This is a genomic window from Pseudomonas sp. W4I3 (genome assembly GCF_030816195.1).
Taxonomy (GTDB): Bacteria; Pseudomonadota; Gammaproteobacteria; order Pseudomonadales; family Pseudomonadaceae; genus Aquipseudomonas.
Genome location: NZ_JAUSXS010000001.1, coordinates 334,353 through 361,306, shown reverse-complemented (window position 1 = coordinate 361,306; position 26,954 = coordinate 334,353). Strand labels below are relative to the sequence as shown.

28 protein-coding genes, 1 other RNA gene and 1 pseudogene are annotated in these 26,954 nt (G+C 60.3%); 17 read left to right on the top strand and 13 right to left on the bottom strand.

Features of this window, described 5'->3' with window-relative positions; all coding sequences use genetic code 11:
• Positions 1-28: 28 nt before the first annotated feature.
• A pseudogene (locus QF045_RS01695) lies at positions 29-437 on the top strand (flagellar basal body-associated protein FliL).
• A gap of 4 nt (positions 438-441) precedes the next feature.
• Here QF045_RS01695 and QF045_RS01690 read toward each other — a convergent pair.
• Positions 442-891, bottom strand: coding sequence for an EVE domain-containing protein (locus QF045_RS01690; protein ID WP_306490808.1), 450 nt, complete (start codon positions 889-891; stop codon positions 442-444).
• Between the two features lie 194 nt (positions 892-1,085).
• Between QF045_RS01690 and QF045_RS01685 the strand changes: the two genes are divergently transcribed.
• The gene (locus tag QF045_RS01685; protein ID WP_015886446.1) at positions 1,086-1,232 is read left to right on the top strand and encodes a hypothetical protein; all 147 of its coding nucleotides are present in this window, start codon (positions 1,086-1,088) and stop codon (positions 1,230-1,232) included.
• A 6-nt stretch (positions 1,233-1,238) separates the two neighbouring features.
• Here QF045_RS01685 and QF045_RS01680 read toward each other — a convergent pair whose 3' ends face one another.
• From QF045_RS01680 to QF045_RS01665, 4 genes are all read right to left on the bottom strand, one after another.
• Positions 1,239-1,868 (bottom strand): 5-formyltetrahydrofolate cyclo-ligase, encoded by a 630-nt coding sequence (locus QF045_RS01680; RefSeq protein WP_306494840.1) that lies wholly within the window; start codon positions 1,866-1,868, stop codon positions 1,239-1,241.
• A 58-nt stretch (positions 1,869-1,926) separates the two neighbouring features.
• Positions 1,927-2,105: non-coding RNA, 6S RNA (gene ssrS, locus QF045_RS01675), on the bottom strand.
• 30 nt (positions 2,106-2,135) lie between these two features.
• Positions 2,136-2,453 carry a cell division protein ZapA gene (locus tag QF045_RS01670; protein ID WP_306490807.1) on the bottom strand — a complete coding sequence of 106 codons (318 nt, stop codon included), beginning with the start codon at positions 2,451-2,453 and terminating at the stop codon, positions 2,136-2,138.
• Positions 2,450-2,659, bottom strand: a complete 210-nt coding sequence (locus QF045_RS01665; RefSeq protein WP_306490806.1) for a TIGR02449 family protein — start codon at positions 2,657-2,659, stop codon at positions 2,450-2,452. Before QF045_RS01665 ends, QF045_RS01670 begins: the two co-directional genes overlap by 4 nt.
• 138 nt (positions 2,660-2,797) lie before the next feature.
• Here QF045_RS01665 and QF045_RS01660 point away from each other — a divergent pair, with 138 nt between their 5' ends.
• The 9 genes from QF045_RS01660 to gcvH all read left to right on the top strand — a co-directional run bounded on the left by QF045_RS01660 (position 2,798) and on the right by gcvH (position 12,166).
• Positions 2,798-3,355: a YecA family protein gene (locus tag QF045_RS01660; RefSeq protein ID WP_306490805.1), complete on the top strand. Its 558-nt coding sequence runs from the start codon at positions 2,798-2,800 to the stop codon at positions 3,353-3,355.
• A gap of 20 nt (positions 3,356-3,375) precedes the next feature.
• On the top strand, positions 3,376-4,698 hold the full coding sequence (pepP, locus tag QF045_RS01655; protein WP_306490804.1) for a Xaa-Pro aminopeptidase: 1,323 nt from the start codon (positions 3,376-3,378) through the stop codon (positions 4,696-4,698).
• Positions 4,695-5,882, top strand: coding sequence for a 2-octaprenyl-6-methoxyphenyl hydroxylase (ubiH, locus tag QF045_RS01650; RefSeq protein ID WP_306490803.1), 1,188 nt, complete (start codon positions 4,695-4,697; stop codon positions 5,880-5,882). Before pepP ends, ubiH begins: the two co-directional genes overlap by 4 nt.
• The gene (locus QF045_RS01645) at positions 5,875-6,360 is read left to right on the top strand and encodes a DUF4442 domain-containing protein (RefSeq protein ID WP_306490802.1); all 486 of its coding nucleotides are present in this window, start codon (positions 5,875-5,877) and stop codon (positions 6,358-6,360) included. The genes ubiH and QF045_RS01645 overlap by 8 nt, the downstream gene beginning before the upstream one ends.
• An 8-nt stretch (positions 6,361-6,368) precedes the next feature.
• Positions 6,369-7,586, top strand: a complete 1,218-nt coding sequence (locus QF045_RS01640) for a 2-octaprenyl-3-methyl-6-methoxy-1,4-benzoquinol hydroxylase (RefSeq protein ID WP_306494839.1) — start codon at positions 6,369-6,371, stop codon at positions 7,584-7,586.
• 121 nt (positions 7,587-7,707) lie between these two features.
• Positions 7,708-8,712: an extracellular solute-binding protein gene (locus tag QF045_RS01635; RefSeq protein WP_306490801.1), complete on the top strand. Its 1,005-nt coding sequence runs from the start codon at positions 7,708-7,710 to the stop codon at positions 8,710-8,712.
• Positions 8,713-8,872: 160 nt separating this feature from the next.
• A complete protein-coding gene (locus QF045_RS01630; protein WP_306490800.1) occupies positions 8,873-10,489 on the top strand; it encodes an iron ABC transporter permease in 1,617 nt (538 codons plus the stop codon).
• Positions 10,490-10,645: 156 nt separating this feature from the next.
• Positions 10,646-11,728, top strand: a complete 1,083-nt coding sequence (gene gcvT, locus QF045_RS01625; RefSeq protein WP_306490799.1) for a glycine cleavage system aminomethyltransferase GcvT — start codon at positions 10,646-10,648, stop codon at positions 11,726-11,728.
• A gap of 54 nt (positions 11,729-11,782) precedes the next feature.
• Positions 11,783-12,166, top strand: a complete 384-nt coding sequence (gene gcvH, locus QF045_RS01620) for a glycine cleavage system protein GcvH (RefSeq protein WP_306490798.1) — start codon at positions 11,783-11,785, stop codon at positions 12,164-12,166.
• Between the two features lie 109 nt (positions 12,167-12,275).
• Here gcvH and QF045_RS01615 read toward each other — a convergent pair whose 3' ends face one another.
• The 6 genes from QF045_RS01615 to QF045_RS01590 all read right to left on the bottom strand — a co-directional run bounded on the left by QF045_RS01615 (position 12,276) and on the right by QF045_RS01590 (position 17,524).
• Positions 12,276-13,418, bottom strand: coding sequence for a DegT/DnrJ/EryC1/StrS aminotransferase family protein (locus QF045_RS01615; protein WP_306490797.1), 1,143 nt, complete (start codon positions 13,416-13,418; stop codon positions 12,276-12,278).
• 163 nt (positions 13,419-13,581) lie between these two features.
• Positions 13,582-13,896 (bottom strand): DUF2388 domain-containing protein, encoded by a 315-nt coding sequence (locus QF045_RS01610; RefSeq protein ID WP_003176799.1) that lies wholly within the window; start codon positions 13,894-13,896, stop codon positions 13,582-13,584.
• 68 nt (positions 13,897-13,964) lie between these two features.
• Positions 13,965-14,411, bottom strand: a complete 447-nt coding sequence (locus tag QF045_RS01605) for an NfeD family protein (protein ID WP_306490796.1) — start codon at positions 14,409-14,411, stop codon at positions 13,965-13,967.
• Positions 14,412-14,421: 10 nt separating this feature from the next.
• Positions 14,422-15,342, bottom strand: coding sequence for an SPFH domain-containing protein (locus tag QF045_RS01600; RefSeq protein WP_122485113.1), 921 nt, complete (start codon positions 15,340-15,342; stop codon positions 14,422-14,424).
• Positions 15,343-15,419: 77 nt separating this feature from the next.
• A complete protein-coding gene (locus tag QF045_RS01595) occupies positions 15,420-17,105 on the bottom strand; it encodes a GspE/PulE family protein (protein ID WP_306490795.1) in 1,686 nt (561 codons plus the stop codon).
• Between the two features lie 80 nt (positions 17,106-17,185).
• Positions 17,186-17,524, bottom strand: a complete 339-nt coding sequence (locus QF045_RS01590; protein ID WP_306490793.1) for a hypothetical protein — start codon at positions 17,522-17,524, stop codon at positions 17,186-17,188.
• A 127-nt stretch (positions 17,525-17,651) separates the two neighbouring features.
• On the opposite strand from QF045_RS01590, the gene QF045_RS01585 reads away from it, so the two are divergent.
• The gene (locus QF045_RS01585; RefSeq protein WP_043046970.1) at positions 17,652-18,122 is read left to right on the top strand and encodes an Lrp/AsnC family transcriptional regulator; all 471 of its coding nucleotides are present in this window, start codon (positions 17,652-17,654) and stop codon (positions 18,120-18,122) included.
• A gap of 101 nt (positions 18,123-18,223) precedes the next feature.
• On the opposite strand, the gene QF045_RS01580 is transcribed toward QF045_RS01585, so the two are convergent.
• Positions 18,224-19,591: an inorganic triphosphatase gene (locus tag QF045_RS01580; protein ID WP_306490792.1), complete on the bottom strand. Its 1,368-nt coding sequence runs from the start codon at positions 19,589-19,591 to the stop codon at positions 18,224-18,226.
• Between the two features lie 157 nt (positions 19,592-19,748).
• Between QF045_RS01580 and argE the strand changes: the two genes are divergently transcribed.
• Both argE and argA read left to right on the top strand, forming a co-directional pair.
• The gene (gene argE, locus QF045_RS01575; protein ID WP_306490791.1) at positions 19,749-20,897 is read left to right on the top strand and encodes an acetylornithine deacetylase; all 1,149 of its coding nucleotides are present in this window, start codon (positions 19,749-19,751) and stop codon (positions 20,895-20,897) included.
• A 137-nt stretch (positions 20,898-21,034) separates the two neighbouring features.
• Positions 21,035-22,333, top strand: coding sequence for an amino-acid N-acetyltransferase (gene argA, locus QF045_RS01570; protein ID WP_306490790.1), 1,299 nt, complete (start codon positions 21,035-21,037; stop codon positions 22,331-22,333).
• Between the two features lie 122 nt (positions 22,334-22,455).
• On the opposite strand, the gene tauA is transcribed toward argA, so the two are convergent.
• Positions 22,456-23,442, bottom strand: coding sequence for a taurine ABC transporter substrate-binding protein (tauA, locus tag QF045_RS01565; protein ID WP_306490789.1), 987 nt, complete (start codon positions 23,440-23,442; stop codon positions 22,456-22,458).
• Positions 23,443-23,812: 370 nt separating this feature from the next.
• Here tauA and QF045_RS01560 point away from each other — a divergent pair, with 370 nt between their 5' ends.
• The 3 genes from QF045_RS01560 to ssuE all read left to right on the top strand — a co-directional run bounded on the left by QF045_RS01560 (position 23,813) and on the right by ssuE (position 26,938).
• Positions 23,813-25,186, top strand: coding sequence for an OprD family porin (locus QF045_RS01560; protein ID WP_306490787.1), 1,374 nt, complete (start codon positions 23,813-23,815; stop codon positions 25,184-25,186).
• A gap of 274 nt (positions 25,187-25,460) precedes the next feature.
• Entirely contained in the window at positions 25,461-26,099 is a 639-nt protein-coding gene (locus tag QF045_RS01555; RefSeq protein WP_015886425.1) for a peroxiredoxin, read from the top strand.
• Between the two features lie 245 nt (positions 26,100-26,344).
• Positions 26,345-26,938 (top strand): NADPH-dependent FMN reductase, encoded by a 594-nt coding sequence (ssuE, locus tag QF045_RS01550; protein ID WP_306490786.1) that lies wholly within the window; start codon positions 26,345-26,347, stop codon positions 26,936-26,938.
• Positions 26,939-26,954: the final 16 nt, after the last annotated feature.

Below are 26,954 nucleotides of genomic sequence, written 5' to 3'. Positions count from 1 at the left end.
CCCGGCAACCGAATTCGAGGAATGAACTGTGAAAGCGTGGATCCTGTTGATGCTGGCCCTGACCTTGCCGATGGCAGCCCAGGCCGAAGAAGCCAAAGAGGGCGAGGCGCCGAAAGTCAGCTACATCAGCCTTACCCCGCCGTTCGTGGGCAACTACGGGCTCGATGGTACGGCCAAGCTCAAGGTATTCAAGGCCGACATCGCCCTGCGCGTGACCGGTACCGAAGCCGCCGCAGCGGTCAAAGCCAACGATGCGTTGATTCGCAACCAACTGGTGGCGCTGTTTACCCAGCAGACCAACGAAACCATGAGCAGCGTTAGAAGGTAAGGAAAAGCTGCGTCAGGAAGCGTTGAAGCAAACCCAGCAAGTGATGAACGATGAAACTGGCAAGCCGGTGGTCGAAGACTTGTTGTTCAACAACCTGATCATCCAGTAACGGCTCAACGCAAACCCATGACCGCCGTCCACTGCTCGGCAGTGACCGGCATCACCGAGAGCCGGCTGCCTTTTTGCACCAAAGGCAGTTCGGCCAGCGCGGTCTGCTGCTTCAGGTAGCCCAGGCCCAGCACCTTTGCAAACGTCTGCCCATGCGCGACGTCGATTGCGCTCCACGGGTTTTTCTCAAGGGTGGCCTTGGCGTCGAAATAGTGGCTGTCCGGCTCAAGTGCGGTCGGGTCGGGATAGGCGGCCTCGATGATTGTGCCGACGCCGGCAATGCCCGGCTCCGGGCAGCTGGAGTGGTAGAAGAAGAATTCATCGCCAACCGCCATGGCGCTCAAGAAATTGCGCGCCTGGTAATTGCGCACCCCGTCCCAGCGCGCTTTGCCGAGCTTTTCCAGGTCATGGATGGACAGTTCGTCAGGCTCGGATTTCATCAGCCAGTAGGCCATTTTTGGGCTCCTGAAAAAGGCATTGGGCAAGTTGTCGGGCAATGCCGTGACAAACCGACAGTCGGTTGGCGTCAAGGTTTGCGTGTTGGTTCACGTTACCGCAGAATGCCGGCTTTTAAGCTTGGCGCAGCTGCAACGGACTACTTTGGAACGTTGTTGTCATCGTGTACGAGGTGCCTGAAGGGGGGCAATCGATGCAACGTAAACCGGATTTACTATGGATATTGGTTATTTTGTTTGGTCTGGGCGTCGTGACCACCGGGTATGCCCAGAGCCTGTGGTCGAACAAGACCGATGCACCGGTTGAACTCTCGCCTGTGCAACAGCAATTCAAGCGTTAACACGACTTAAGGCGTCGCTGGTTCCAGCGGCGCTTCTGCGACATACCACTGCTTATCGGTGACAGTGCCCGCCAACGGCACGTCCCAACTCGCCTGCGCCAAGCGATCCACTTGCTGACACTCATGGGCCAGCCCAAGCAACGTCGGCTTGCGCCAGCTTTTGCGCCGGGCGAGGTAAGCCAGGCTGCGGTCATAGAAACCGCCACCCATGCCCAATCGCCCGCCCTCATTATCGAACCCCACCAGCGGCAGCAGCACCAGGTCCAGCGCCCACACCTTGCGTTGGCGTTGGGCATTGGGCCGTGGCTCAAGAATGCGAAAGCGGTTGGGCAGCAACTTATCCCCAGGCCGCACGCGCTGGAACACCATCTTGGTTCGCGGCCACGCACTCAGTACGGGCAGGTAAGTGGCCTTGCCCTGGCGCTGAGCAACGCGCAGCAGCAGACGCGGATCGATTTCACCGTCCGTCGGTAGATATAAAGAAATATGTTTGGCCCGGCGAAACAGCGGATGCTGTGCCAGTTGTCGATACAGCCCCAAAGCGGCCTGACGCTGCTCGCTGGGGGTGAGTGCGCGGCGGGCCTTGCGCAACATGCGTCGAAGTTGCGGACGGGAAAGTGGCGCAGGTTCGGTCATGGCTTTTCGGCTCATAAAACAATGCCAGTCCTGGGACTGGCATTGAGTTTGGGAATTCAGGCTCCCCGGCAGAGCCGCTGTCGACTAAGCCCTTGAACCCGAAAGTTCAAGGTGGAAGAAGCAGTAGGCTTTAAGGCTTTCCGTCTAGCGGACATGCACACCAGCCCAACGTGCAACTTCCAGGGTAGTGCGAATCGGCTCCGGGACATCGCCGACTGGCAAACACGCCAGGGAGTGAGGCGAGTATACCTTAAACAGACTCGGCAATCAGCCCTTGGGTGCTTCTGAATCGGTGGAGAGCGCCAGATCAACGCGTTCGAGCAGGTCGCGCACTTGCTCGCGGGTCGAACCGCTGGCCTGCACATCAGGGCGCTCCTGCTTGTGCAGCAGGTCGTGGGTAATGTTCAGGGCGGCCATCACGGCGATGCGGTCGGCGCCGATCACTTTGCCACTGCTGCGGATCTCACGCATCTTGCCGTCCAGGTAGCGGGCAGCGCTCACCAGGTTGCTGCGCTCTTCCTGGGGGCAGATGATCGAATATTCTTTGTCTAGGATCTGCACGGTAACGCTATTGCTTGAACTCATGAGTCTTGCTCCAGGGCCTTCAGGCGCGAAATCATCGATTCGACCTTACGCCGGGCGATTTCGTTTTTTTCAATGAGGTGAGCGCGTTCCTCGCGCCAGGTCTTTTCCTGAGCTTGTAGGAGTCCGTTTTGACTCTTAAGTTGCTCGACCCGATCAATTAGCAGTTCGAGTCTGGCCATCAGCGCTTGCAGGTCGGTGTCTTCCATTGGGTTCCACTGGATTTGTCTGATGAATGGCAACTGCAGGATAAACGATCTGACGCCCTCGATAGTCTTGGTACGTCTGCCGGTGCTAGGATACAGCGCTCCATTCTAGACATTGCGCCGTCTGGCGCCTAGCTCACCATGCCCATTCAGAACTCCCCGTACGACGCTTTTTCCAAACTGCTGAGCACCAGCGGTCATCCCTGCTCGCCTGCCGAACTGCACGGCGTGCTGTTGGGCCGCAGCTGCACCGGTGTCGGCTTCGATGCCGACAACTGGTTGGCCGATGTGGCCGAGCTGCTTGAAAAGGAACCTGAAGATAACGTGCGCAACGCGTTGATCGGCCTGCAAGAGATGGTCAAGGGCGAGCTGACCGGTGATGACGTCACCGTGGTCCTGCTGCTGCCGACCGACGACGCACCGCTTGCCGAACGCGCCGCTGCACTGGGCCAATGGTGCCAGGGCTTCCTCCACGGTTTCGGCGTGAACGCCGGTGGCCTGGAACTGAGCACCGACGCCAAGGAAGTGCTGCAGGACCTGGCAGCCATCTCCCAGGTGCAAGACGCCTTGGAAGAGTCCGAGGACGGCGAGGGCGACTACATGGAAGTCATGGAATACCTGCGCGTCGCGCCATTGCTGCTGTTCACCGAGACCCGCAAGTCCGCTGAACCGGCGGCGCCCAAGCCGTCGCTGCACTAAGAGAGGAAACCCATCTGCCCATGATCCATATCCCCAAAGCGGAATACACCCGTCGCCGCAAGGCGCTCATGGCGCAGATGGAACCCAACAGCATCGCCATCCTGCCCGCCGCCGCCGTGGCGATCCGCAATCGCGATGTGGAACATGTCTACCGCCAGGACAGCGACTTCCAGTACCTGAGCGGTTTCCCCGAACCGCAGGCGGTGATCGTGCTTATGCCCGGTCGCCAGCATGGCGAGTACGTGCTGTTCTGCCGCGAGCGCAACGCCGAACGCGAATTGTGGGATGGCCTGCGCGCCGGCACTGAAGGCGCGATCCGTGATTTCGGGGCGGACGATGCGTTTCCCATCACCGATATCGACGACATCCTGCCCGGCCTGATCGAAGGCCGCGACCGGGTGTATTCGGCCATGGGCAGCAATGCCGAATTCGACCGGCACCTGATGGAGTGGATCAACGTGATCCGCTCCAAAGCGCACCTGGGCGCCCAGCCGCCGAACGAATTCGTTGCCCTGGATCATTTGCTTCACGACATGCGCCTGTATAAATCGGCGGCGGAACTGAAGGTGATGCGCGAGGCTGCGCGAATTTCCTGCGCGGCCCATGTGCGGGCGATGCAGGCCAGCCGTGCCGGCCTGCATGAGTTCAGTCTGGAGGCCGAGCTGGACTACGAATTTCGCAAAGGTGGCGCGAAAATGCCGGCCTATGGCTCCATCGTTGCCGCCGGGCGTAATACCTGCATCCTGCATTACCAGCAGAATGACGCGTTGCTCAAGGACGGCGACCTGGTGCTGATCGATGCCGGTTGCGAGATCGACTGCTACGCCAGCGACATCACGCGTACCTGGCCGGTCAACGGCAAGTTCTCGCCCGAGCAAAAGGCGATCTATGAAATTGTGCTGGCCTCCCAGGAGGCCGCCTTCCAGCAGATCGCGCCGAACAAACACTGGAACCAGGCGCATGAGGCGACCGTGCAGGTCATCACTGCCGGGCTGGTCAAGCTGGGGCTGCTGCAAGGCGACGTTGACGAGCTGATCGCCAGTGAAGCCTATCGCGCCTTCTACATGCACCGCGCCGGTCACTGGCTCGGTATGGATGTACATGATGTGGGCGAGTACAAAGTAGGCGGTGAATGGCGCGTGCTGGAAGTCGGCATGGCCTTGACTGTGGAGCCGGGGATCTATATTTCACCGAACAACCAGAACGTAGCGAAGAAGTGGCGTGGCATTGGCGTACGCATCGAGGACGACGTGATAGTGACCAAGCAAGGCTGTGAAATCCTGACCGGCGCGGTGCCCAAGACGGTGGCCGAGATCGAAGCGCTGATGGCGGCTGCCCGATGAGCCGGGTCAACCTGGCGATCATCGGTGGCGGCCTGGTAGGCGCCAGCCTGGCACTGGCGTTGCAGGCCGGGGCCAAGGCGCGCGGGTGGACCATCGCCCTGATCGAGCCCTTCGCTCCGGGTGACAGCTATCAGCCGAGCTACGATGCGCGGTCTTCGGCGTTGTCCTTCGGCGCCCGCCAGATTTATCAGCGCCTGGGCCTGTGGCAAGCGATTTCCCAGCGCGCCGAGCCGATCAAACAGATTCATGTGTCGGACCGCGGACGGTTCTCCACCGCACGCTTGTCTGCCCTGGAAGAAGGCGTGCCGGCCCTGGGGTACGTGGTGGAAAACGCCTGGCTCGGCCAGTGCCTGTGGCAAGGCATGGACAAGGACGTGGTGAGCTGGCGCTGCCCGGCTGAGGTCACACGCATGGAGCCACTGGAGGGCGGCTATCGGCTGACCCTCAATGACGAAACCGTGCTGGAGTGCGACCTGGCGGTGTTGGCCGATGGCGGTCGCTCCGGTCTGCGTGAGCAGCTTGGCATCGGCGTGAAAACCCGGCCTTACAACCAGAGCGCGTTGATCGCCAATATCACCCCGAGCGAAGCCCACGATGGCGAAGCGTTCGAGCGTTTTACCGATGACGGCCCGATGGCCCTGCTACCGCTGCCCGACAATCGCTGCGCGCTGGTCTGGACCCGCATCGGCATGGACGCCCAGCGCCTGGCCAACCTCGATGAGCGCAGTTTCCTGAGCCAATTGCAGGACGTGTTCGGCTATCGACTGGGCACCCTGAAACAAGTGGGCGCGCGACATCTTTATCCGTTGACCCTGGTGGAAGCCGAAGAACAAGTGCGCTCGCACCTGGTAGTGCTGGGCAATGCGGCGCATAGCCTGCACCCGATTGCCGGGCAGGGCTTCAACCTGTCCTTGCGCGATGCCAATGCCCTGGCCGAAGCCTTGCTGGCAGGGCCGCAAGTGCCCGGAGACCTGGCAACGCTGCAACGCTATCGCGAGCGCCAGCGCCTGGACCAGCAATTGACCGTGGGTTTCTCCGACCAGGTCACGCGCCTGTTTGGCAGCGGGCAACCGTTGGTTGCGCTGGGGCGCAACATGGGCCTGCTCGGCCTGGATCTGCTGCCGCCGGCCAAACGCTGGTTCGCCCGCCAGGCCATGGGCCTGGGCACGCGCTCCGATGCGTAAATGGCTGATCGAGCGGCTGGGCAAGGCGCGGCTGCTGCGTTGGGTGATGACGCTCTATCCGCCGTATCTGGGCGCCGGTGTCAGCGTGCAGCAGATGAGCGCTGACTTTCGTCACGTCAAAGTGCGCATGGGCCTGGGCTGGTATAACCGCAATTATGTGGGCACGCAGTTCGGCGGCAGTCTGTATTCGATGGTCGACCCGTTCTACATGCTGATGCTGATGGAGAACCTGGGTCGCGACTACATCGTGTGGGACAAGGCCGCCAGCATCGACTTCATCGCGCCGGGCAAAGGCCCGGTGTATGCCGAGTTTTCCATCGACGACACCTTGCTCGATGAGGTGCGCCGACAGACCGCCGATGGCGAGAAATATTTGCCTCGCCTCAAGGTCCAGATTCATGACGGCTCCGGCACCCTGGTGGCGCGAGTCGACAAAACCCTTTACGTGCGGCGCAAGCCGCCAGCGAGACAGGCTTGACTATGGACATGCGCGCAGATGTGCTGATCGTCGGGGCCGGAATGGTCGGAAGCGCCCTGGCGCTGGCGTTGCAGGGCAGTGGCCTGCAGGTATTGCTGCTTGACGGCAGCCCGCTGAGCGTCAAGCCGTTCGAGCCGGCCGCGGCGTTTGAACCGCGGGTGAGTGCGTTGTCCGCCGCCAGCCAGCGCATTCTGCAGCGCCTTGGCGTGTGGGATGGCATTGCCCAGCGTCGCGCCAGCCCGTATGGCCAGATGCAAGTGTGGGACGGCAGCGGCACCGGGCAGATCCACTTCTCGGCGGCCAGCGTGCATGCCGAGGTGTTGGGGCACATCGTCGAAAACCGCGTGGTCCAGGACGCCTTGCTGGACCGCCTGCATGATTGCGACCTGGGGCTGCTGGCCAATGCGCGCCTGGAGCAGATGCGCCGCTCCGGCGATGACTGGCTGCTGACCCTGGCCGATGGCCGCAAGCTGCGCGCGCCGCTGGTGGTCGCCGCCGACGGTGCCAACTCCGCGGTGCGCCGCCTGACCGGCACCCCCACCCGTGAATGGGATTACCTGCACAACGCCATCGTGACCAGCGTGCGCAGCAGCCAGCCGCACCAGCGCACGGCGTGGCAACGCTTTACCGACACCGGCCCGCTGGCGTTCCTGCCGCTGGTGCGGGACGGGCAAGAAGACTGGTGCTCGATTGTCTGGTCGACCACGCCGGCAGAGTCCGAGCGCCTGATGGCGCTGGATGACGAGCGCTTTTGTCGCGAGCTGGAGCGTGCCTTTGAAGGGCGCCTGGGCAACGTGATCAGCGGCGACCCGCGCATCTGCGTGCCGTTGCGTCAGCGCCACGCCAAACGCTATGTGGCCGAGGGCCTTGCATTGATTGGCGATGCAGCCCACGTCATCCATCCGTTGGCGGGGCAAGGCGTGAACCTGGGTTTCCTCGATGCCGCGGTGCTGGCCGAAGTGCTGCTGGCGGCCAGCGAACGTGGCGAGCGCCTGGCGGATGTGAAGGTGCTGAGCCGCTACGAGCGTCGGCGCATGCCGCATAATCTGGCGCTGATGGCGGCCATGGAAGGCTTCGAGCGCTTGTTCCAGGCCGATCAACTGCCGTTGCGCTGGTTGCGCAATGCCGGGTTGAAGATGGTGGATCAGATGCCGGAAGCCAAGGCGGTGTTTGTGCGCCAGGCCCTGGGCTTGAGCGGTGACCTTCCGGAACTCGCCAAACCCTGACGTCGCGCGCTCCCACAAGCCTATAACTGGTCTGTGCAACATCTGGTAACGGCTCCACCATGCGTTACCAAATGTGAGTCCTTATCATTTGCCCTCTTTTTGCAAATGAGCGACCGCACCCATGTTGGCACCCAAGCGCCTCCTGACTGCCCTGGCACTTACCCTGATCGGCAGCACCACCGTGCAGGCCGCCGACGAAGTGGTGGTCTACTCGTCGCGCATCGATGAACTGATCAAACCGGTGTTCGACGCCTACACCCAGAAAACCGGTGTGCAGGTCAAATTCATCACCGACAAGGAAGCCCCGCTGATGCAGCGCATCAAGGCCGAGGGCGAAAACGCCACCGCCGACCTGCTGCTCACCGTCGATGCCGGCAACCTTTGGCAGGCCGAGCAGATGGGCATTCTGCAACCGTTCACCTCCGAGGTGATCAACAAGAACATTCCGCTGCAATACCGCTCCTCGGCCCACGCCTGGACCGGTTTAAGCCTGCGCGCCCGCACCATCGCCTATTCCACCGACCGGGTAAAACCGGGCGACCTGACCACCTACGAAGCCCTGGCCGGCAAACAGTGGGAAGGCCGCTTGTGCCTGCGCACGGCGAAAAAGGTCTACAACCAGTCACTCACCGCCACGCTGATCGAAACCCACGGCGCGAGCAAAACTGAAGAAATCGTCAAAGGCTGGGTGAATAACCTGTCCACCGATGTGTTCTCCGACGATATCGCGGTGTTGGAGGCGATTAATGCCGGGCAATGCGATGTGGGTATCGTCAACACCTACTATTACGGCCGCCTGCACAAGCAGAAGCCGGACCTGGCGGTGAAGCTGTTCTGGCCGAACCAGGGCGACCGTGGTGTGCACGTCAACCTGTCGGGTATTGGCTTGACCAAGCACGCGCCACACCCAGAGGCGGCCAAGGCTTTGGTGGAGTGGATGACCACGGCTGAAGCGCAGAAAATCTTCGCCGACGTGAACCAGGAGTTCCCAGCCAACCCGGCGGTACCGCCGTCGGCCGAAGTGGCGAGCTGGGGCAAATTTGTTGCCGATACCTTGCCGGTGGAAGTGGCGGGCAAGCGCCAGGCCGAGGCTATCCGCTTGATGGACCGCGCCGGCTGGAACTGATCCTGTAAATCGCGCAGATCAAAATGTGGGAGGGGGCTTGCCCCCGATGGCGGAGTGTCAGTCTAATCACCCGTGACTGATACTCCCTCATCGGGGGCAAGCCCCCTCCCACAGTGTTTTATGTCTGCTTTCAGATAGTCCTTTCCCAGGGAATTTGCTCTTGGCCCATCCCGCCCAACGCCGCTGGTACCTGCCGGTCTTCAGCGTCGCCGCCCTGGTGCTGCTGCCGCTGAGCGTGCTGTTGCTGTCCTGGCAAAGTATCGACCAGCAGATCTGGTCCCACCTGTGGGACACCCAGATGCCCCGTTTGCTGGGCAACACCTTGACGCTGGTGCTCGGCGTCGGTCTTGGTGTGACGTTGCTGGGCGTGAGCCTGGCCTGGCTGACCAGTCTCTGCGAGTTCCCCGGGCGCCGCTGGCTGGATTGGGCGCTGATGCTGCCCTTCGCGATTCCGGCCTATGTGTTGGCCTTCGTGTTCGTGGGGCTGCTGGATTTCGCAGGCCCTGTGCAAACCCTGCTGCGCGAGTGGTTCGGGGCAGGGCTGCGCCTGCCGCGTGTGCGTACCACCAGCGGTGTGATCATCGTATTGGTGCTGGTGTTCTACCCCTACGTCTACCTGCTGGCGCGCTCGGCTTTCCTGGCCCAGGGCAAGGGCTTGATGGAGGCGGCACGGGTGCTGGGCCAATCGCCCTGGCAAGCGTTCTGGCGCGTGGCGCTGCCGATGGCTCGCCCGGCGATTGGGGCTGGTGTCGCCTTGGCCTTGATGGAAACCCTGGCGGATTTTGGCGCGGTCTCGGTGTTCAATTTCGACACGTTCACCACCGCCATCTACAAAACCTGGTACGGCTTTTTCAGCCTGTCCAGTGCGGCGCAACTGGCCAGCCTGTTGCTGCTGGTGGTGATGCTGGTGCTGTATGGCGAGCGGCGCGCGCGCGGAGCGAGCCGGCCCGGCAACGAGCGCCCGCGAGGCAAGGCGTTGTATCACCTGCGGGGGTTCAAGGCGGCAGCGGCCAGTGCCTGGTGTGGCGTGGTGTTTGCCTGCGCGTTTGTAATCCCCATGCTGCAACTGGTGGTTTGGTTCTGGCAGCGCGGCCGGTTCGATCTGGATGAACGCTACACCGGCCTGATCGTGCACACCCTGTACCTGGGCGGCATCGCGGCGCTGATAACGGTCAGCGTGGCGCTGGTACTGGCTTTCGCCAACCGCCTGGCGCCGACGCGGGTGATTCGCTCCGGCATCAGCCTGGCCAATGTCGGTTATGCCTTGCCCGGCTCGGTGCTGGCGGTGTCGATCATGCTGGCCTTCAGCTACCTGGACCGTGAACTGGTGGTGCCGCTGTCGGGCTGGCTGGGCGGCGCGGGCAAACCGTTGCTGTTGGGCAGCCTGTCGGCGCTGGTGCTGGCGTATCTGGTGCGCTTTCTGGCGGTGGCCTATGGGCCCCTGGAAAACAGCCTGGCGCGTATCCGACCATCGTTGCCCGAGGCCGCACGAAGTCTGGGCGTGAGTGGACCACGACTGTTTTGCAAGGTGTATCTGCCGCTGTTGCTGCCCGGAACCCTGAGCGCGGCACTGCTGGTGTTTGTCGATGTGCTCAAGGAAATGCCCGCCACCTTGCTGATGCGCCCGTTTGGCTGGGACACCCTGGCGGTACGGATCTTCGAAATGACCAGTGAAGGAGAATGGGCGCGGGCCTCGCTGCCGGCGCTGACCCTGGTGCTGGTCGGGTTGTTGCCGGTCATCGGACTGATCCGACGCTCCGCACGACAAATCGGTTAGGTGCCAGTCCTACAGCTTGCGGCTACAATGCGCGGCATTCGGTGTGCCGCGTCTTTCGAGATGGGTTGCCACAGGTGTCTGCAGGCCTTGTCATTCAAGGCGTCCGGCACTAGCGGTGGCTCTGCACACCTTCGCCAAGCCCGGAAGGAGAAACCCATGGGACAGCGTACGCCTCTGTACGACCTGCATCTCGCCCTCGGCGCGAAAATGGTCGATTTTGGCGGTTGGGATATGCCTTTGCATTACGGCTCGCAGGTCGAGGAGCACCATCAAGTGCGGCGCGACTGCGGGGTGTTCGATGTATCTCATATGACCGTGATCGATGTCAGCGGCCCTCAGGCCAAGGAATGGCTCCAGCACCTGCTGGCCAATGATGTCGATCGATTGCACGGCTGCGGCCGTGCGTTGTATAGCGCCATGCTCAACGAGCAGGGCGGAGTGGTGGACGACATGATCGTCTACCGTACCGAAACCGGTTACCGGCTGGTGGTCAACGCCGCCACCCGTGACCAGGACATGGCCTGGATGCAGGCGCAACTGGGGCATTATCAAGTGCAGCTCCAGGAGCGTTCGGAGCTGGCTATGCTCGCCATTCAAGGTCCCCATGCGCGGCAGAAGATCGCCGAACTGGTGACCCAGTCCCGTGGCACCCTAATCCATCAGCTCAAACCGTTCGAGGGCCAGGCCGACGGCGACTGGTTTATTGCCCGCACCGGTTACACCGGCGAAGACGGCCTGGAAATTGTCCTGCCTGCCGACCAGGCGCCGGGGTTTTTCAACGACCTGGTGGGCGCCGGTATTTCCCCCATTGGCCTCGGTGCCCGCGATACCTTGCGCCTGGAGGCCGGCATGAACCTGTATGGCCAGGACATCCATCAGCAGGTGTCACCCCTGGCCGCCAACATGGCCTGGAGCATCGCCTGGGAACCGGCCTCGCGCAATTTCATCGGCCGCGCCGCGCTGGAAGCGGAAAAAGCCGCCGGTGTGCAGTTCAAACTGGTGGGGCTGGTCCTGGAAGAACGTGGGGTTTTGCGCGCTCACCAGGTGGTTCGTATCGCCAATGTTGGCGAAGGGGAGATCACCAGTGGTAGTTTCTCACCTACGCTTAGCAAATCCATTGCACTGGCACGCGTGCCGACGGCGACTGGCGACCGGGCCGAAGTGGAAATCCGCGGTAAGTGGTACCCGGTCCGAGTGGTCAAGCCGACCTTCGTGCGCCATGGCAAAACCCTGATCTAACTAATTTTCCGGCAGGCCAATGGCCGCTGACATTTCTTCTTGAGGACACAGACTATGAGCAATATCCCTGCCGACCTGCGTTTTGCCGAAAGTCACGAGTGGGCCCGTCTGGAAGCCGACGGCACCGTGACTGTCGGGATCTCCGACCATGCACAGGAAGCCTTGGGTGATGTGGTGTTTGTTGAACTGGCTGAGGTCGGCGCCAAATTTGACGCAGAAGCGCAGGCGGGTGTGGTTGAGTCGGTGAAGGCAGCTTCGGATATCTATGCGCCGGTGGCTGGCGAAGTGATTGCCGTCAACGAAGAGTTGAGTGGTAGTCCTGAGCTGTTGAACTCTGATCCGTACGGCGCCTGGATCTTCAAGCTCAAGCCAAGCAACCCGGCTGATCTGGAAAAACTGCTCGACTCCGCCGGCTATAAAGCGGCCATCGGCGAGTAAACGCAAGGCCCATGTGGGAGGGGGCTTGCTCCCGATAGCGGTGGTTCAGTCAAAGATGCATTGGCTGACACTCCGTCATCGGGGGCAAGCCCCCTCCCACATTGGGTGATCAGTCTGCTTTCAATACTGCTTTGACCGCCGCCACGGCCCGCTCCACATCCGCCTCTGTCATCGCCGTAAACATCGGCAACGACACGATCAAACGCCCCACTTTCTCCGCAACCGGGAACATGCCTTCCTTGAACCCCTGTGCCCGATACAGGCTCAGCAGGTGGATCGGCGGGTAGTGATAGCCAATGCCGACGCCGTGGGCCTGCATCTGCTCCATAAAGGTGGCGCGGGCAGGCAAACCGTCCTGACGCTCCGGCAATACCAGTTGGAACAAGTGCCAGTTGCTGTTCTCGAAGTCCGCCGGCGGCAGTTGCGCGCCGTACTGCTCTTCGAAATCGCTGCCGAAGCATTCGAAGTAGTGCCGTGCCAGGTTCTGGCGATGGGCAGTGATCTTCTCGATGTGGGCAAATTGGCCCAGGCCGATGGTGGCCGCGATATCAGTCATGTTGAATTTGCCGCCCAACACGTCCACATCCAGGCCATCAAAGCCGCTGCGGGTAACGCCCTGCAGGCGGTATTTCTCGGCCAGGCGGGCTTCTTCGGCGCTGTTGAGCACCAGGCAACCACCTTCCGATGAGGTGATGTTTTTGTTCGCCTGGAAGCTGAACGACACGAAGTCACCGGTCGCGCCGATGCGCTCCCCGTCCCAGCTGGACCCCAGCGCCTGGGCGGCATCCTCGACGATCCGCAGGTTGTACTTGTTGGCCAGTGCATAAAGCATCGGCATGTCCAGGGGCAAGCCGGCCAGGTAGACAGGGATGATCGCCTTGGTGCGTGGGGTAATCGCGGCTTCAACCTGGGCCAGGTCGATGTTGCGGGTCACCGGGTCGATATCGGCGAACACCGGGGTGGCGCCCACTTCGAGGATGACGTTGGCCGTGGCAACCCAGGAAATCGGTGTGGTGATGACTTCATCCCCCGGCCCGATACCGGCAACGCGCAGGGCAATCTCCATGGTGCAAGTGCCGGAGTTGAAGGTGCGTACCGGACGGCCGCCAAAGTATTCCGACAACTGCGCTTCGAACGCCTGCACCTTCGGTCCGCTGGTGATCCAGCCCGAGCGCAGCACATCGCCGACCGCCGAGATGGTGGCTTCATCAATGGTAGGTTTGGAGAACGGCAGGAAGGGCAGTTGGCTCATGACGAAGAAGGCATCCGTTTCAGTTAGGCGATAAGTAATGGACGTGTGAGTCCTGCATGGTTGCATGGCTCGACTGAATATAGCCTGTCGCCCGTGAACGATTCGTCACGTTGCAGACAAAAAAATGCCGCTTGAAAAAGCGGCATTTTTTAACGTGCAGTTGTTACTCGGTAACAGCGTTCTTCGCGAGGATGGCGTTGGCCAGCTCCATATCCGTGGCCTGGAGGCCAGGGTTGTCGGCGCGTACTTTCTGCATGGCTGCTTCCAGGTACGGGCCGCGAATGCCGCCGTCGCTGGCAACGAAGCTGCCCGCGTCGTCCTGAGCCGCGACCACCAGCTTGTGGTCCTTGAAGGTCAGGTAAGTCGAGCCGGTGGTGGCGCCCGACGAGATGACATTACGCCAGAAGCTGTCGGCCATGGCTGAACCGACAGGGAGGGAAAGCACAGCGAGGGTTGCGACAGCATATTTAAGACGCATGATGGGTGACTCCGGTGGGTTATCTGTACGTTTTGATTGTAGTTAACCTGATCCAGTTCCATCACTGACTAAACAGTTTCAACCTTCAAAACCACTCCATCCTGGCTAACCACGCGGACTTGAGCGCCTACAGGCGCATCGGCACCGGTTACCATCCAAACCCCATCGCCGACTTTGACCTTACCCCGGCCGTCCACAATCGCTTGATGCACCACGAAGGTGCGCCCGATCAGCTCTGAACCGCGCTCGTTCAAGCCGGGTTGGTCGCTGGCCTTGGTGCTGCTGCGTTGGCGTTTCCACCAATACACCGCCGTCAATATCGACAACAGGGCGAACAGTAACAGTTGCCACTCAAGCCCCAGGGGCGGAACGATAAACTTGATCACCCCCACGGCGGCTGCGGCGATACCCATCCACAACAGGTAGCCTCCGGCCCCGAATACCTCGAGAATCAACAACACGGTGCCCAGCGCCAGCCAGTCCCAGAACGAAAGATGCTGAAGGAAATCCCACATGGCGGCGGCCTCAGCCTTTCTTGCTGTCGAAAGTCGCTTTGACGATCTCGCCGATACCGCCCACGGCACCAATCACCTGGCTGGCCTCCAGCGGCATCAGGATCACTTTGCTGTTGTTCGCTGACGCGAGCTTGCCCAACGCATCGATGTATTTCTGCGCGACGAAGTAATTTACCGCCTGCACGTTGCCCGATGCGATCGCTTCCGACACCACCTGGGTTGCGCGGGCTTCAGCCTCGGCCTGACGCTCACGCGCTTCGGACTCAAGGAAGGCGGCCTGGCGGCTACCTTCGGCCTCGAGGATCTGCGCCTGCTTCTTGCCTTCGGCGGTGAGGATCGCCGAGGCGCGCAGGCCTTCGGCTTCCAGGATCTGGGCACGCTTGATCCGCTCGGCTTTCATCTGCCCGGACATGGCCGCCATCAGGTCGGCGGGCGGGCTGATGTCCTTGATTTCGATACGGGTGATCTTGATGCCCCACGGCGCCGTGGCTTCGTCGACGGTGCGCAGCAGTTTTTCGTTGATACCGTCGCGCTGGCTGAGCATGGCATCCAGCTCCATGGAGCCAAGTACCGTACGGATATTGGTTTGCAGCAAATTGCGGATGGCATGCTCGAGGTTGTTCACCTCGTACGCGGCCTGGGCAGTGTTGACCACCTGGAAGAAGCACACGGCGTCGATCTGCACGGTGGCGTTGTCAGCGGTGATCACTTCTTGAGGTGGGATATCCAGCACGCTTTCCATCACGTTGATCTTGCGGCCGATTCGGTCCATGACCGGGATGATGATATTGAGGCCGGGCTTGAGGGTGTTGGTATAGCGGCCGAAACGTTCAACTGTCCACTGGTAACCCTGGGGCACTACTTTAAAACCCATGAACAGGATGGCAATGGCCAAACCCACGAAAAGAAGCAGTACGGTTCCGATCTGCATAGCGATTCCCTATCTGATGATGTCAGTGATACGTCGTTCGGCCGATTGTAACGGCCTCGTCACGGATAAGAACGGTTTCAGTGCCCAACAAACAAAGGATTTGTTACTGAATCCCCAGGGGTAACCCTGAGTACTTCGGCCATCGTCGTCAGCCCAGCCTTAACCTTTTGCAGGCCGGCCATCCGCAGGCTATGCATGCCTTGCCCAAGGGCCGCATGACGCAAGGCCTGCACGTCCGCGCCGGGGGTGATCAGCGCCTTGAGGGTTTCGTCCAGGCTCATGATTTCGTAGAGTCCGGCTCTGCCTCGATAGCCACTGTCGCGGCACTCCACGCAGCCGACGGCTTCGTAGGCTTCAGCCACGGCGCGTTTGCAATGGGGGCACAGCACGCGCACCAAGCGTTGTGCCATCACGCCTATAAGAGTTGCCTTGATTAAATAATGAGCGATACCCAGTTCCTGCAAGCGGCTGATCGCGCTCGGCGCATCGTTGGTGTGCAGGGTCGACAGCACCAGGTGCCCGGTCAGCGCGGCCTGGATCGCCATTTCGGCAGTTTCCTGGTCACGAATCTCGCCGATCATGATGATGTCCGGGTCTTGGCGCAGCAACGCGCGGATACCGCTGGCGAAGGTCAGGTCGATGTTGTGCTGCACCTGCATCTGGTTGAACGCTGGCTCGACCATTTCGATCGGGTCCTCCACTGTGCATAGGTTGACCTCGCGGGTCGCCAGTTGCTTGAGGGAGGTGTAGAGCGTGCTGGTCTTGCCCGAGCCGGTCGGGCCGGTGACTAGAATGATGCCGTTGGCCTGCCGGGTCATGGCCTGCCAGCGCTGTTGATCGTCGGCAGACAAACCCAGCTCGTCGAAACTCTTGAGCAGCACCTGGGGATCAAAAATACGCATGACCAACTTTTCGCCAAAGGCGGTGGGCAAGGTCGAAAGGCGCAGCTCCACTTCGGCGCCCGCCGGGGTTCGGGTCTTGATGCGGCCGTCCTGGGGTTTGCGTTTCTCGGCCACATTCATTCGCCCAAGGCTTTTCAGGCGGCTGACCACGGCGGTGGTGACCTGAGGCGGAAACTGGTAGACGTCATGCAGCAGCCCATCGATGCGGAAGCGCACACGGCCCTGATCCCGGCACGGTTCGACATGGATATCACTGGCACGCTGACCGAAGGCGTACTGCAAGAGCCAGTCGACTATGTTGACGATATGCGCGTCATTGGCGTCCGGCTCCCTGTCGCTGGCGCCAAGGCTGAGCAGTTCGACATTACCGGGTGCCGCGATTTTCTGATCGGCGCCGCTGACTGACTTGGCCAACCGATAAAACTCATTGATACAGCGCTGGATGGCTTGGGGGTTGGCCACCACGCGCTTGATCGAGCGTTTGAGCACCTGGGAAAGCCCGGCTTCCCAGCCAGTGACATGGGGCTGCGCGCTGGCCACCGTGACGCTGCGGGCATCCACGGCCACTGCAAGGATGGCATGGCGCTGGGCGAAGGCGTGAGACATCAACGGCACCACCGCTGTAACGTCGATCTTCAACGGGTCGATGCGTAGGTAGGGCTGATCGGCCTGCCGGGCCAGCCACTGAGTCAACGTTTCCAGGCACGGGCCTTCGGCGGCGATACGTTCCAGGGGATGCTGGGTGCTGGGAGGCGCGGACGACAAGCGCTGCGCCAACTCTGCCGTGATCACTTCCTGCTCGACCAATGCGGGCAGCAGTTGATGCAGTTCCAGGGGGTGATCTTGCGGGATGGCGGACATGAGGGTTTCCTGGTGGCGTCGGGTGTAATCCCAGCCTAGCCAGCCTCTGAAAATCCTCCGTGCATCTGTGTTGCAGGCTTTTACCTGGACGTTGCCCCCACGGCTTGAGACCGCGCGCCACCCGCCGGCCACAACTCCACGGAGCACACGCTGATCAGGTTTCGAAATTTTTCACCGATTACCTGGGCGCGGTGCCAGCTCAGGCTATCAATCACGATATCGATGCAAAACAGGTCGTCTTGCCTGTTCACGCTTACTTGTTTGGGCGTGAGCAATTGCAGTGCGAAGTAATTCAGCACTCGACACAGCACGTCCGGTTCCGCCTCCGCAATGATCTGATACTGGGTCTCACAGTGAAGGCAATCGGCGGCCCATGCATCGACGCGGGCAATACAGTGAACGGTTTCGACGGCGTGCATGCTCAATCTCCAAATTTGACTGGAGAAATTTTTACATTCGGTACGCGAGATTTCTTATCTAAAACCCGCTAATTTGGCGAATAATCGAATCATATAATTCAACTTGGCTAAGTTAAGAGGTTTTTCTATGCACAGCGAGCTGGACGTATACGACCGCCGCATCCTGGCGCTGCTGCAGGAGGACGCTTCGCTCTCCAGCGCACAGATTGCCGAGCAGGTCGGCCTCTCGCAGTCACCGTGCTGGCGGCGTATTCAGCGGCTCAAGGAGGAGGGGGTGATCCGTGGACAAGTCACGTTGCTGGACCGCAAGAAAATCGGTCTCAACACGCAGATTTTCGCCGAGGTCAAACTCAACGCCCACGGGCGGTCCAACTTCACCGAGTTCACCGAAGCGATTCGTGGCTTTCCGGAAGTGTTGGAGTGTTACGTGCTGATGGGGGCGGTGGACTTTCTGTTGCGCATTGTTGCGTCAGACATCGAGGCGTACGAGCGGTTTTTCTTCGACAAGTTGTCGATGGTGCCGGGGATTCAGGAGGTCAATTCGATTGTGGCCTTGTCTGAGATCAAATCTACCACCAGCCTGCCAGTGTTGCGCTAGCAGGCCCGGCCTAATCGGGGGCAAGCCCCCTCCCACACTTGACCAAGTTCCTACTCTGGAATGCAGTCACTGTGGGAGGGGGCTTGCTCCCGATAGCGCTATTACAGACGCAGCAAAGTCTTCCAGGCACGATTCTGATAAACCGCAATCGCCTGATGCATCCGCGCATCCAGCGACTCATCGGTAATCGGCTGGTTAGCCAGATGCGCCAGCTTGTTCAGTTCGCCGTACAAACGGTCCAGTTCCGGGATGTCCACCACCTGACGCGCATGGTGCAGCCAGGCCTGGATGCGCTCGATGCGCGGCAGTTGCTCGGCCAGGTCTTCCGGCTGTTGCTGGTAGCGCTGCAGTTGCAGGGCGACGGCGTCGTCGGCCAGCAGGCGCGGCAGCCAGTTGGTGATCTGCGCGCCACCCTGGCGGTTGCCACGCACGTTGCGCTCGACGGTCCAGGCGCGGGCCAACAGCCAGCGTGAGGTGTTCAGGGAGAACAGGCCCCAGCGCACGTCCTGCAGTTCTTCAACGAACTGTTCAGGTGCGGCTTTGCGAATGTCTTCATCGTCGTCACCGGCCTGGACCAGCGGACGCCAGTCTTCCAGCAACGCATCCAGGGCACTGCGCAATTGGCTGGTGGACTGACGCGGCGCGGCCTGGCCGAGGCTGCCGATCAGGGCGCGCAGCTCGCCAAGGGTCTCGACCCAGTCCTGCAGCAGACGCCAGTGGCCACTGAAGCGATATTGTTCGGCCAGGCGCTGGCTGCTGCCCAGCAGGTGCCACATGATCGCGGCGAAGGCATCGTCCAACGGCATTTCGGCGTGGATCTGCGGTGCCGGCAAGCTCAAGGAATAGCTGCTGGCGTCATACAGGCGATAGCCACGCTCGGCCTTACTGATATCGCACGGCATCAGTGCCAGGGTCGCAGCCAGCTCGGCGGCCAGTTCCAGCAGAGCTGCCGGTTCGCCTTCGCGCAGTTCCAGTTCCAGCTCGCAGATTTCTTCCTTCTGCTTGCCGACCACCACATGGCCCAGGTCCAGGGCGGCTTCGATTACCACCTTGGCCTTGCCGCGACCCCAGGCGATTTCGGCGCGTTCGCGCACGAAGTCGGTGGTGAAGATCGGCTTGAGGGTCTTTTTGTCCAGCTCGGCCAGTTGCTCGGGCCAGCATTCGCCGTCGAGTTTCTTCACGTCGAGCTTGGCTTTGGGCAGTTCCCAGTTGTATTCGTTACGTTCCGACAAGCCGGCGACGCTCTGGCCACGGGTCTTGAGGGTCTGAATGATGTCGTCACCGTCCTTGCGCAAGCGCAGGGCGACTTTGGCCTGGGCCAGGTCGCGTTCGGGGGTGTCGAAGTATTGGTTCATCAACTCACGGCGTTCCCAGCCACTTTTGTTGCGTTTTTTCAGTAGCGGGTGCTCACGCAGCGCGGCGAGTGTTTCGCGGCTGACGCGTAGCTTGATTTCGGTTTCTTTCTGCATGGCCGGAAAATCCAGGATCGGGAGCGCAGCCGGGGAAAAGTGTGGCTGCCAAGGTCGTGCAGTGTACAGGACTGAGCCCGGCAACGTGCCGCAACGGTTTATTGTGTCGTGCAGATGGCTCTATAGTGGGGTTCATCCGGGAAGTTGGAGACCGCGCATGCCGTTACCGTCCATGAAAGAGCAGTTCGCCGCGCTGATTGCCGCGCCGTCGGTCAGTTGCACCCAAGCGTCGCTCGACCAGACCAACCGCCCGGTGATCGACCTGCTCGCCACCTGGCTGGGCGACCTGGGCTTCTCCATCGACATCCAGCAGGTTAGCCCCGGCAAGTTCAACCTGCTGGCAAGTTTTGGCAGTGGCCCTGGTGGCCTGGTGCTGGCTGGCCATAGCGACACGGTGCCCTACGACGCGGCGCTGTGGAAAACCGATCCGCTCAAGCTGACGGAAGTCGACGGCCGCTGGGTAGGATTGGGCAGTTGCGACATGAAAGGTTTTTTTGCGCTGGCGATAGAAGCGGTGCTGCCGCTGCTCGACCAACCGTTCAAGCAACCGTTGCTCATCCTCGCCACCTGCGATGAAGAAAGCTCCATGTCCGGCGCTCGCGCATTGGCCGAAGCAGGGCGGCCGTTGGGCCGGGCGGCGGTGATTGGTGAACCCACCGGGCTCAAGCCGGTCCGTCTGCACAAAGGCGTGATGATGGAACGCATCGACATCCTTGGCCGCAGCGGCCACTCGTCGGACCCAAGCCTGGGCCATAGCGCCCTCGAAGCCATGCACGACGCCATCGGCGAACTTCGCGGCCTGCGCCTTGCCTGGCAGCGCGAATACCGCAACCCGCAATTCAGCGTTCCACAGCCGACCCTGAACTTCGGCTGCATCCATGGCGGCGACAACCCCAACCGCATCTGCGGCCAATGCTCCCTGGAGTTTGACCTGCGACCTTTGCCGGGCATGGACCCCGAGGTGCTGCGCGCCGCCATTCGGCAAAAACTCAAGCCTTTGGCCGAGCGGCACAAGGTCAAGATCGATTACGCACCGCTGTTTCCGGAAGTGCCGCCCTTCGAGCAACCCGAAGACGCCGAGTTAGTGCGGGTGGCGGAACGTTTGACTGGCCATCGTGCCGAAGCAGTGGCGTTCGGCACCGAAGCGCCTTATCTTCAGCGCCTTGGTTGTGAAACCCTGGTGCTCGGCCCTGGCGATATCGCGTGTGCGCACCAGCCAGGCGAATACCTCGAAATGTCACGCTTGGAGCCTACAGTGCGTCTACTGCGGGAACTGATCGAACATTACTGCCTGAAACCTGCATAAATTAACCCCTGCCTGTTCGTACATACAAAGGAGAGTGAGCGTGTCGCCAAGCCTGTTCCGACGATAACCATCAGCCCGCTGTGCGCTTTCAAGATTGATCCTTTTTTCGGCTGCTTTTTATTACAGGCCCAGGTGTTATGCCCGAATACGTTAATTGGCTTCGTCACGCTTCGCCCTACATCAACGCTCACCGCGACTGCACCTTTGTGGTCATGCTGCCCGGCGATGGTGTGGAACACCCCAACTTCGGCAATATCGTTCACGACCTGGTGCTGCTGCACAGCCTGGGGGTGCGCCTGGTGCTGGTGCACGGCTCGCGTCCGCAAATTGAAGCGCGCCTTGAAGCGCGCGGCCTGACCCCGGCTTATCACGAAGGCTTGCGCATTACCGATGCTCCGACGCTCGAGTGCGTGATTGATGCGGTGGGGCATTTGCGTATCGCCATCGAAGCGCGCCTTTCCATGGACATGGCCTCGTCGCCCATGCAGGGCTCGCGCCTGCGGGTGGCCAGCGGCAACCTGGTGACCGCGCGGCCAATCGGTGTGCTCGAAGGCGTGGACTATCACCACACCGGCGAAGTACGCCGGGTCGACCGCAAGGGCATCAACCGCTTGCTGGATGAGCGTTCCATCGTCTTGCTGTCGCCATTGGGGTATTCGCCCACCGGTGAGATTTTCAACCTGGCCTGCGAAGACGTCGCCACCCGTGCCGCCATCGACCTGGGCGCCGACAAATTGCTGCTGTTCGGTGCCGACCTGGGCCTGATCGATGAGAACGGTCGACTGGTGCGTGAGTTGCGTCCGCAACAAGTACCGGCGCACCTGCAGCGCCTGGGCAGCAACTATCAGGCAGAGCTGCTCGATGCCGCCGCCGAAGCCTGCCGTGGTGGCGTAGGGCGCAGCCATATTGTCAGCTACGCCGAAGACGGCGCCTTGCTCACCGAACTGTTCACCCGCGACGGCGGCGGTACGTTGGTCGCCCAGGAACAATTCGAACAGGTGCGCGAAGCGGCGATTGAAGACGTCGGCGGTTTGCTCGACCTGATCAGCCCGCTGGAAGAGCAGGGCATCCTGGTGCGTCGCTCCCGCGAAGTGCTCGAACGTGAGATCGAGCAGTTCAGCGTGGTTGAGCGTGAAGGCATGATCATCGCCTGTGCGGCGTTGTATCAGATCGCCGATTCGGATGCGGGTGAGTTGGCGTGCCTGGCAGTGAACCCGGAATACCGCCATGGCGCCCGTGGCGATGTGCTGCTCGAACGCATCCAGACCCGCGCCCGGGCCCAAGGCCTGAAGACCTTGTTTGTCCTCACCACCCGCACCGCGCACTGGTTCCGTGAGCGCGGCTTTGTGCCCAGCAGCGTGGACCGCCTGCCGTCGGCGCGGGCGTCGCTGTACAACTATCAGCGCAACTCGAAGATTTTCGAGAAGGCCTTATAGTCCTTAATCCACATCTGTCCAAATGTGGGAGGGGGCTTGCCCCCGATAGCAGTGGGTCAGTTAACTAATAAGTCGCTGACAGACCGCAATCGGGGGCAAGCCCCCTCCCACATTTGACCGCATCAGTCTTTGATGAATTTGTCGGTCACATACGCTGAATAGTCCGGCAACACCGTTTCGACCTTGCCCTGCTCCTTCAAGAACGTCGCCGTCTCCCCAATCGCCTTCGCCGTGCCGCCCTTGAGCAGTGCTTCGGTCTGTTGCGCCTGTGCATCCGGAAAGGTGCTGCCAGCCAGCAATTCAGGAATGTCGGTGGCGTTCGCGCCTGTCAATTTGGCGATTTTCTGTACCGGCTCTGAATCCACCGTCCAGCTGTCCTTATGCGCGGCGTAGTCGGCAAAAGCGTCCAGCGTCACCTTGGCAAACTTGGCCACTACGTCAGGATGTTTTTCCGCGAAATCCTTGCGCGCCACCCATACCTCGAAAGTGGGCGCACCCCACTGACCCACCTGCGCCGCGTCTGTCAGGGTTTTGCCGGTCTTGCGGATTTCGCCCAGGGCCGGTGACCACACGAACGCGCCGTCGATATCGCCACGTTTCCACGCGGCTGCGATTTCGGCCGGTTGCAGGTTCACGACTTTGACTTGCTTGGTGTCCAGCCCCCAATGCTTGAGTGCGCCCAGCAGGCTGTAATGAGAGGTCGAGACGAACGGCGTGGCGATGGTTTTGCCGATCAGGTCGGCGGGTTTGTCGATACCGCTGCCGTTGCGCACCACCAGGGCTTCAGAAGCGTTGATTTGTGCCGATACGATAAAAGCCACAATGGGTAAGTTGCGTGAAGCGGCCGCCGCGAGGGGGCTGGAGCCGAGGTTGCCGATTTGCACATCGCCGGAGGCTATGGCTCTGACCACTTCCGGGCCGCTGTTGAACCGGCGCCAATCGATCTTTTCGCCGATGGCTTTTTCGTAAAGGCCGTCGGCCTGTGGGACTTTGCTGGGATCGATGCCGGTCTGGTAGCCGACCGTCAGGTCAGCCGCGTTGACACCAAAAGAAAGTAATACCGATACAAAAACTGTAACAAATTGACGGGAGGATGTGCGTTTGGCCATGATGGCGTCGCCTTTTTGATCGTGAGTGACGTATGCAACCGAACGTCAACACTAAACGATCTAAAAAAGCATCAGTAAATACCCTTTAGGAATTAGCTTATGGAACGGTTCGTCTAACCTGGCCAGCCCGTTTCGCGAATGCTCTTATTCCTGAATGGTATGAAAAAGAATGAAACAATTCTTTTTGGGTGTATGAAAAACTCATTACCCTGCAGGGACCAAATCAACTGCGCTTAGACGAAGGTAGTAGACATACAAGGTTACGATTGACTTGGTAGTCACTATCTGGCGCTAATCGCGCATCTGTGGATCAAGGGCGTCAGACCCGAGACCAAAGAAATACAAAAATTAGAAATGAGAGGAGCGGTACATGAAGAAGTCCACCTTGGCTGTGGCTGTAGCGTTGGGCGCAATCGCCCAGCAAGCAGGCGCTGCCGGTTTCATCGATGACAGTAAGGTAACGCTGGGTCTGCGTAACTTCTACATCAACACCGACAACCGCGACTCGGCCGCAGGTACTGCAGCCAACAAGCGCGCCGGTGTACAAAACAAGCAAGAAGAATGGGGCCAGGGCTTTGACCTGCGCTTCATCTCCGGTTACACCCAAGGCACCGTAGGTTTCGGTCTGGACGCTATCGGCCTGCTGGGTGTTCGCCTGGATTCCGGCGGCGGCACCAACGGCGCCACGGCTAGCTCCTACGGTGGCACCGTGTTCCCGAGCAAGTCCAATGGCGAAGCCGTTGATAACTACTCGAGCCTGGGCCTGACTGCCAAAGCCAAGATCTCCCAGACTGAACTGAAGCTGGGTACCTTGCAGCCTAAGCTGCCGGTTATCGTGACCAACGACGGTCGTCTGCTGCCGCAGACCTTCCAGGGCGGCCAGATCACCACTAACGATCTCAACAAAGACCTGACGCTGGTTGCCGGTCAGATCGAAAAAGCCAAGGGCCGGAACTCCAGCAACGTCGACAACCTGTCGATCTCTGGTGCCAACTCCCGTGGCGCAAACTGGCGTGACAGCAACAAGTTCTACTACGCCGGTGGTGACTACAAGATCACCAAAGACCTGACTGCCCAGTACTACTACGGCAATCTGGAAGACTTCTACAAGCAGCACTTCCTGGGCCTGACCCATAACTGGGCCATCGGTCCTGGCGTACTGAAGTCCGACCTGCGTTACTTCAACAGCTCGGATGACGGCAAGAACGGCCACGAGTCCGCTTACTTCTCCTCGGGCAACTACAGCGGTGTGAACTCCGGTCGTGGCAAGGTTGATAACAACCTGTACAGCGGTCTGTTCCTCTACACCGTCGCCGGTCACACCTTCGGTGGTGGTTACCAGGTGAGCAACGGCAGCAGCGATTTCCCTTGGTTGAACCAGGGTGACGGCTCGTCGGCTTACCTGACCACTGACATGCAAATCGCCAAGTTCGCCCGTGCTGGCGAACGTACCTGGCAAGCTCGCTACTCCTACGACTTCGCCAAGGTTGGCGTGCCTGGCCTGACCGCTGGTGTTGTGTACCTCAAAGGTACCGACATCGACACCGTCAACGGCAGCCGTGCCGAGTTCACCGGCCAGTCCGAGTGGGAACGTGACATTACTGTTGCTTACGTTGTTCCAGAGGGCGTGTTCAAAAACGTCGGTGTTGCCTGGAAAAACGCAATGTGGCGCAACGATGTTGCTGCCGCGCGCGATCAGGACGAAAACCGTGTAATCGTCAGCTACACCTACGCGTTCAAGTAACTGCTTAAAACCTTGCCCGGCGCAATGCCGGGCAAGGTGTGTTGCTTTTCAAGTCGGGCTCAACCCCCCGCAAGCCCTTCCTGAACCCTCTTTTTTACAGCGTCTCAAGGCCTTCTCGAACCTTGAAAACGATGTTGATCCTCGCTCGTCCCCAAGTCCAATGAACAGATTTTTAATATTCCTTTATCGTCTAGATAAATCGATATTTATTCTTTTTAAATTATCCACGATCCATGCACAGTGGGCTCCATAAGCACTCATCAGGAGCCACACCATGAGCCTAAGACTGGGCGACATCGCCCCCGACTTCGAACAGGATTCCAGCGCCGGCAAGATTCGTTTCCACGAATGGCTGGGCGATAGCTGGGGTGTGCTGTTTTCCCATCCGGCGGACTTCACCCCGGTGTGCACCACAGAGCTGGGCTTTACCGCCAAGCTCAAGGACGAGTTCGCCCAGCGTGGCGTCAAGGCCATCGCCTTGTCGGTTGACCCGGTGGACTCGCACCACAAGTGGATCGAAGACATCAACGAAACCCAGAACACCGTGGTCAACTTCCCGATCCTGGCCGATGCCGATCGCAAGGTGTCAGACCTCTACGACCTGATCCACCCCAACGCCAGCGACACTCTCACTGTGCGCTCCTTGTTCGTGATCGACCCGAACAAGAAGATCCGTCTGACCATTACCTACCCGGCCAGTACCGGGCGTAACTTCCATGAAATCCTGCGGGTGATCGACTCGTTGCAGTTGACCGACAACCATAAGGTCGCCACGCCGGCCAACTGGCAGGACGGCGATGAAGTGGTAATCGTGCCGTCGCTCAAGGATGAGGAAGAGATCAAGAAACGCTTTCCGAAGGGCTATCGGGCAGTCAAACCCTACCTGCGGCTTACGCCACAGCCCAATCGTTAACACATTACCCATGTGGGAGGGGGCAAGCCCCCTCCCACATTTCACAGTTCACACCGCAGGGGTTTTTCAGGCCGTTTTTACGGCCTTTTTTTTCGTCTGCCGATTCACAATCCACATATGCATTTAAAGAATAAACAAATGAATAAATAAGATTTAAAGATATATAAATCTGCTGCTAAGGTCTGTTCCATCTTGGCGTCATCGTTACACAGCGAACCGCCGACACTTGCTCAAGGAATACTTGCATGCTGGTCGTAACACTTGGAGGCAGCCCCAGTCAGCGTTCCCGCTCCGGGGTGTTGCTGGAGAAAACCCGTCAATGGCTGCAGGCCCAGGGCGTGGAAGTGGTGAGTTACCAGATCCGCGACTTCCCGGCCGAAGACCTGCTGCATGCGCGCTTCGACAGCCCCAAGGTCATTGACCTGTTGCAGCAAGTGGCGAATGCCGATGGCCTGGTGATCGCCACGCCGGTGTACAAGGCGTCGTTCTCCGGTGCCTTGAAGACGGTCCTCGACCTGCTGCCCGAGCGCGCCCTGGCCCACAAGGTGGTCTTGCCGATGGCCACCGGCGGTAGCATCGCGCACATGCTGGCGGTGGATTACGCCCTTAAACCGGTGTTGTCGGCGCTGAAGGCGCAGGAATTGCTGCATGGCATTTTTGCCGAAGACAGCCAGATCGCCTATGGCGAAGGCAGTGCCCAGGCGCAATTGGTGCCGGTGCTTGAACAGCGTTTGCACGAGGCCTTGGAGCAGTTCTACAGCGCCATGGCCCGCCGCCCGAAACCGCTGGACCCGCATGTGTTGAATGAACGCTTGTTGAGTGCTCGCTGGAGCATTTAAGCCTTACCCCGACATC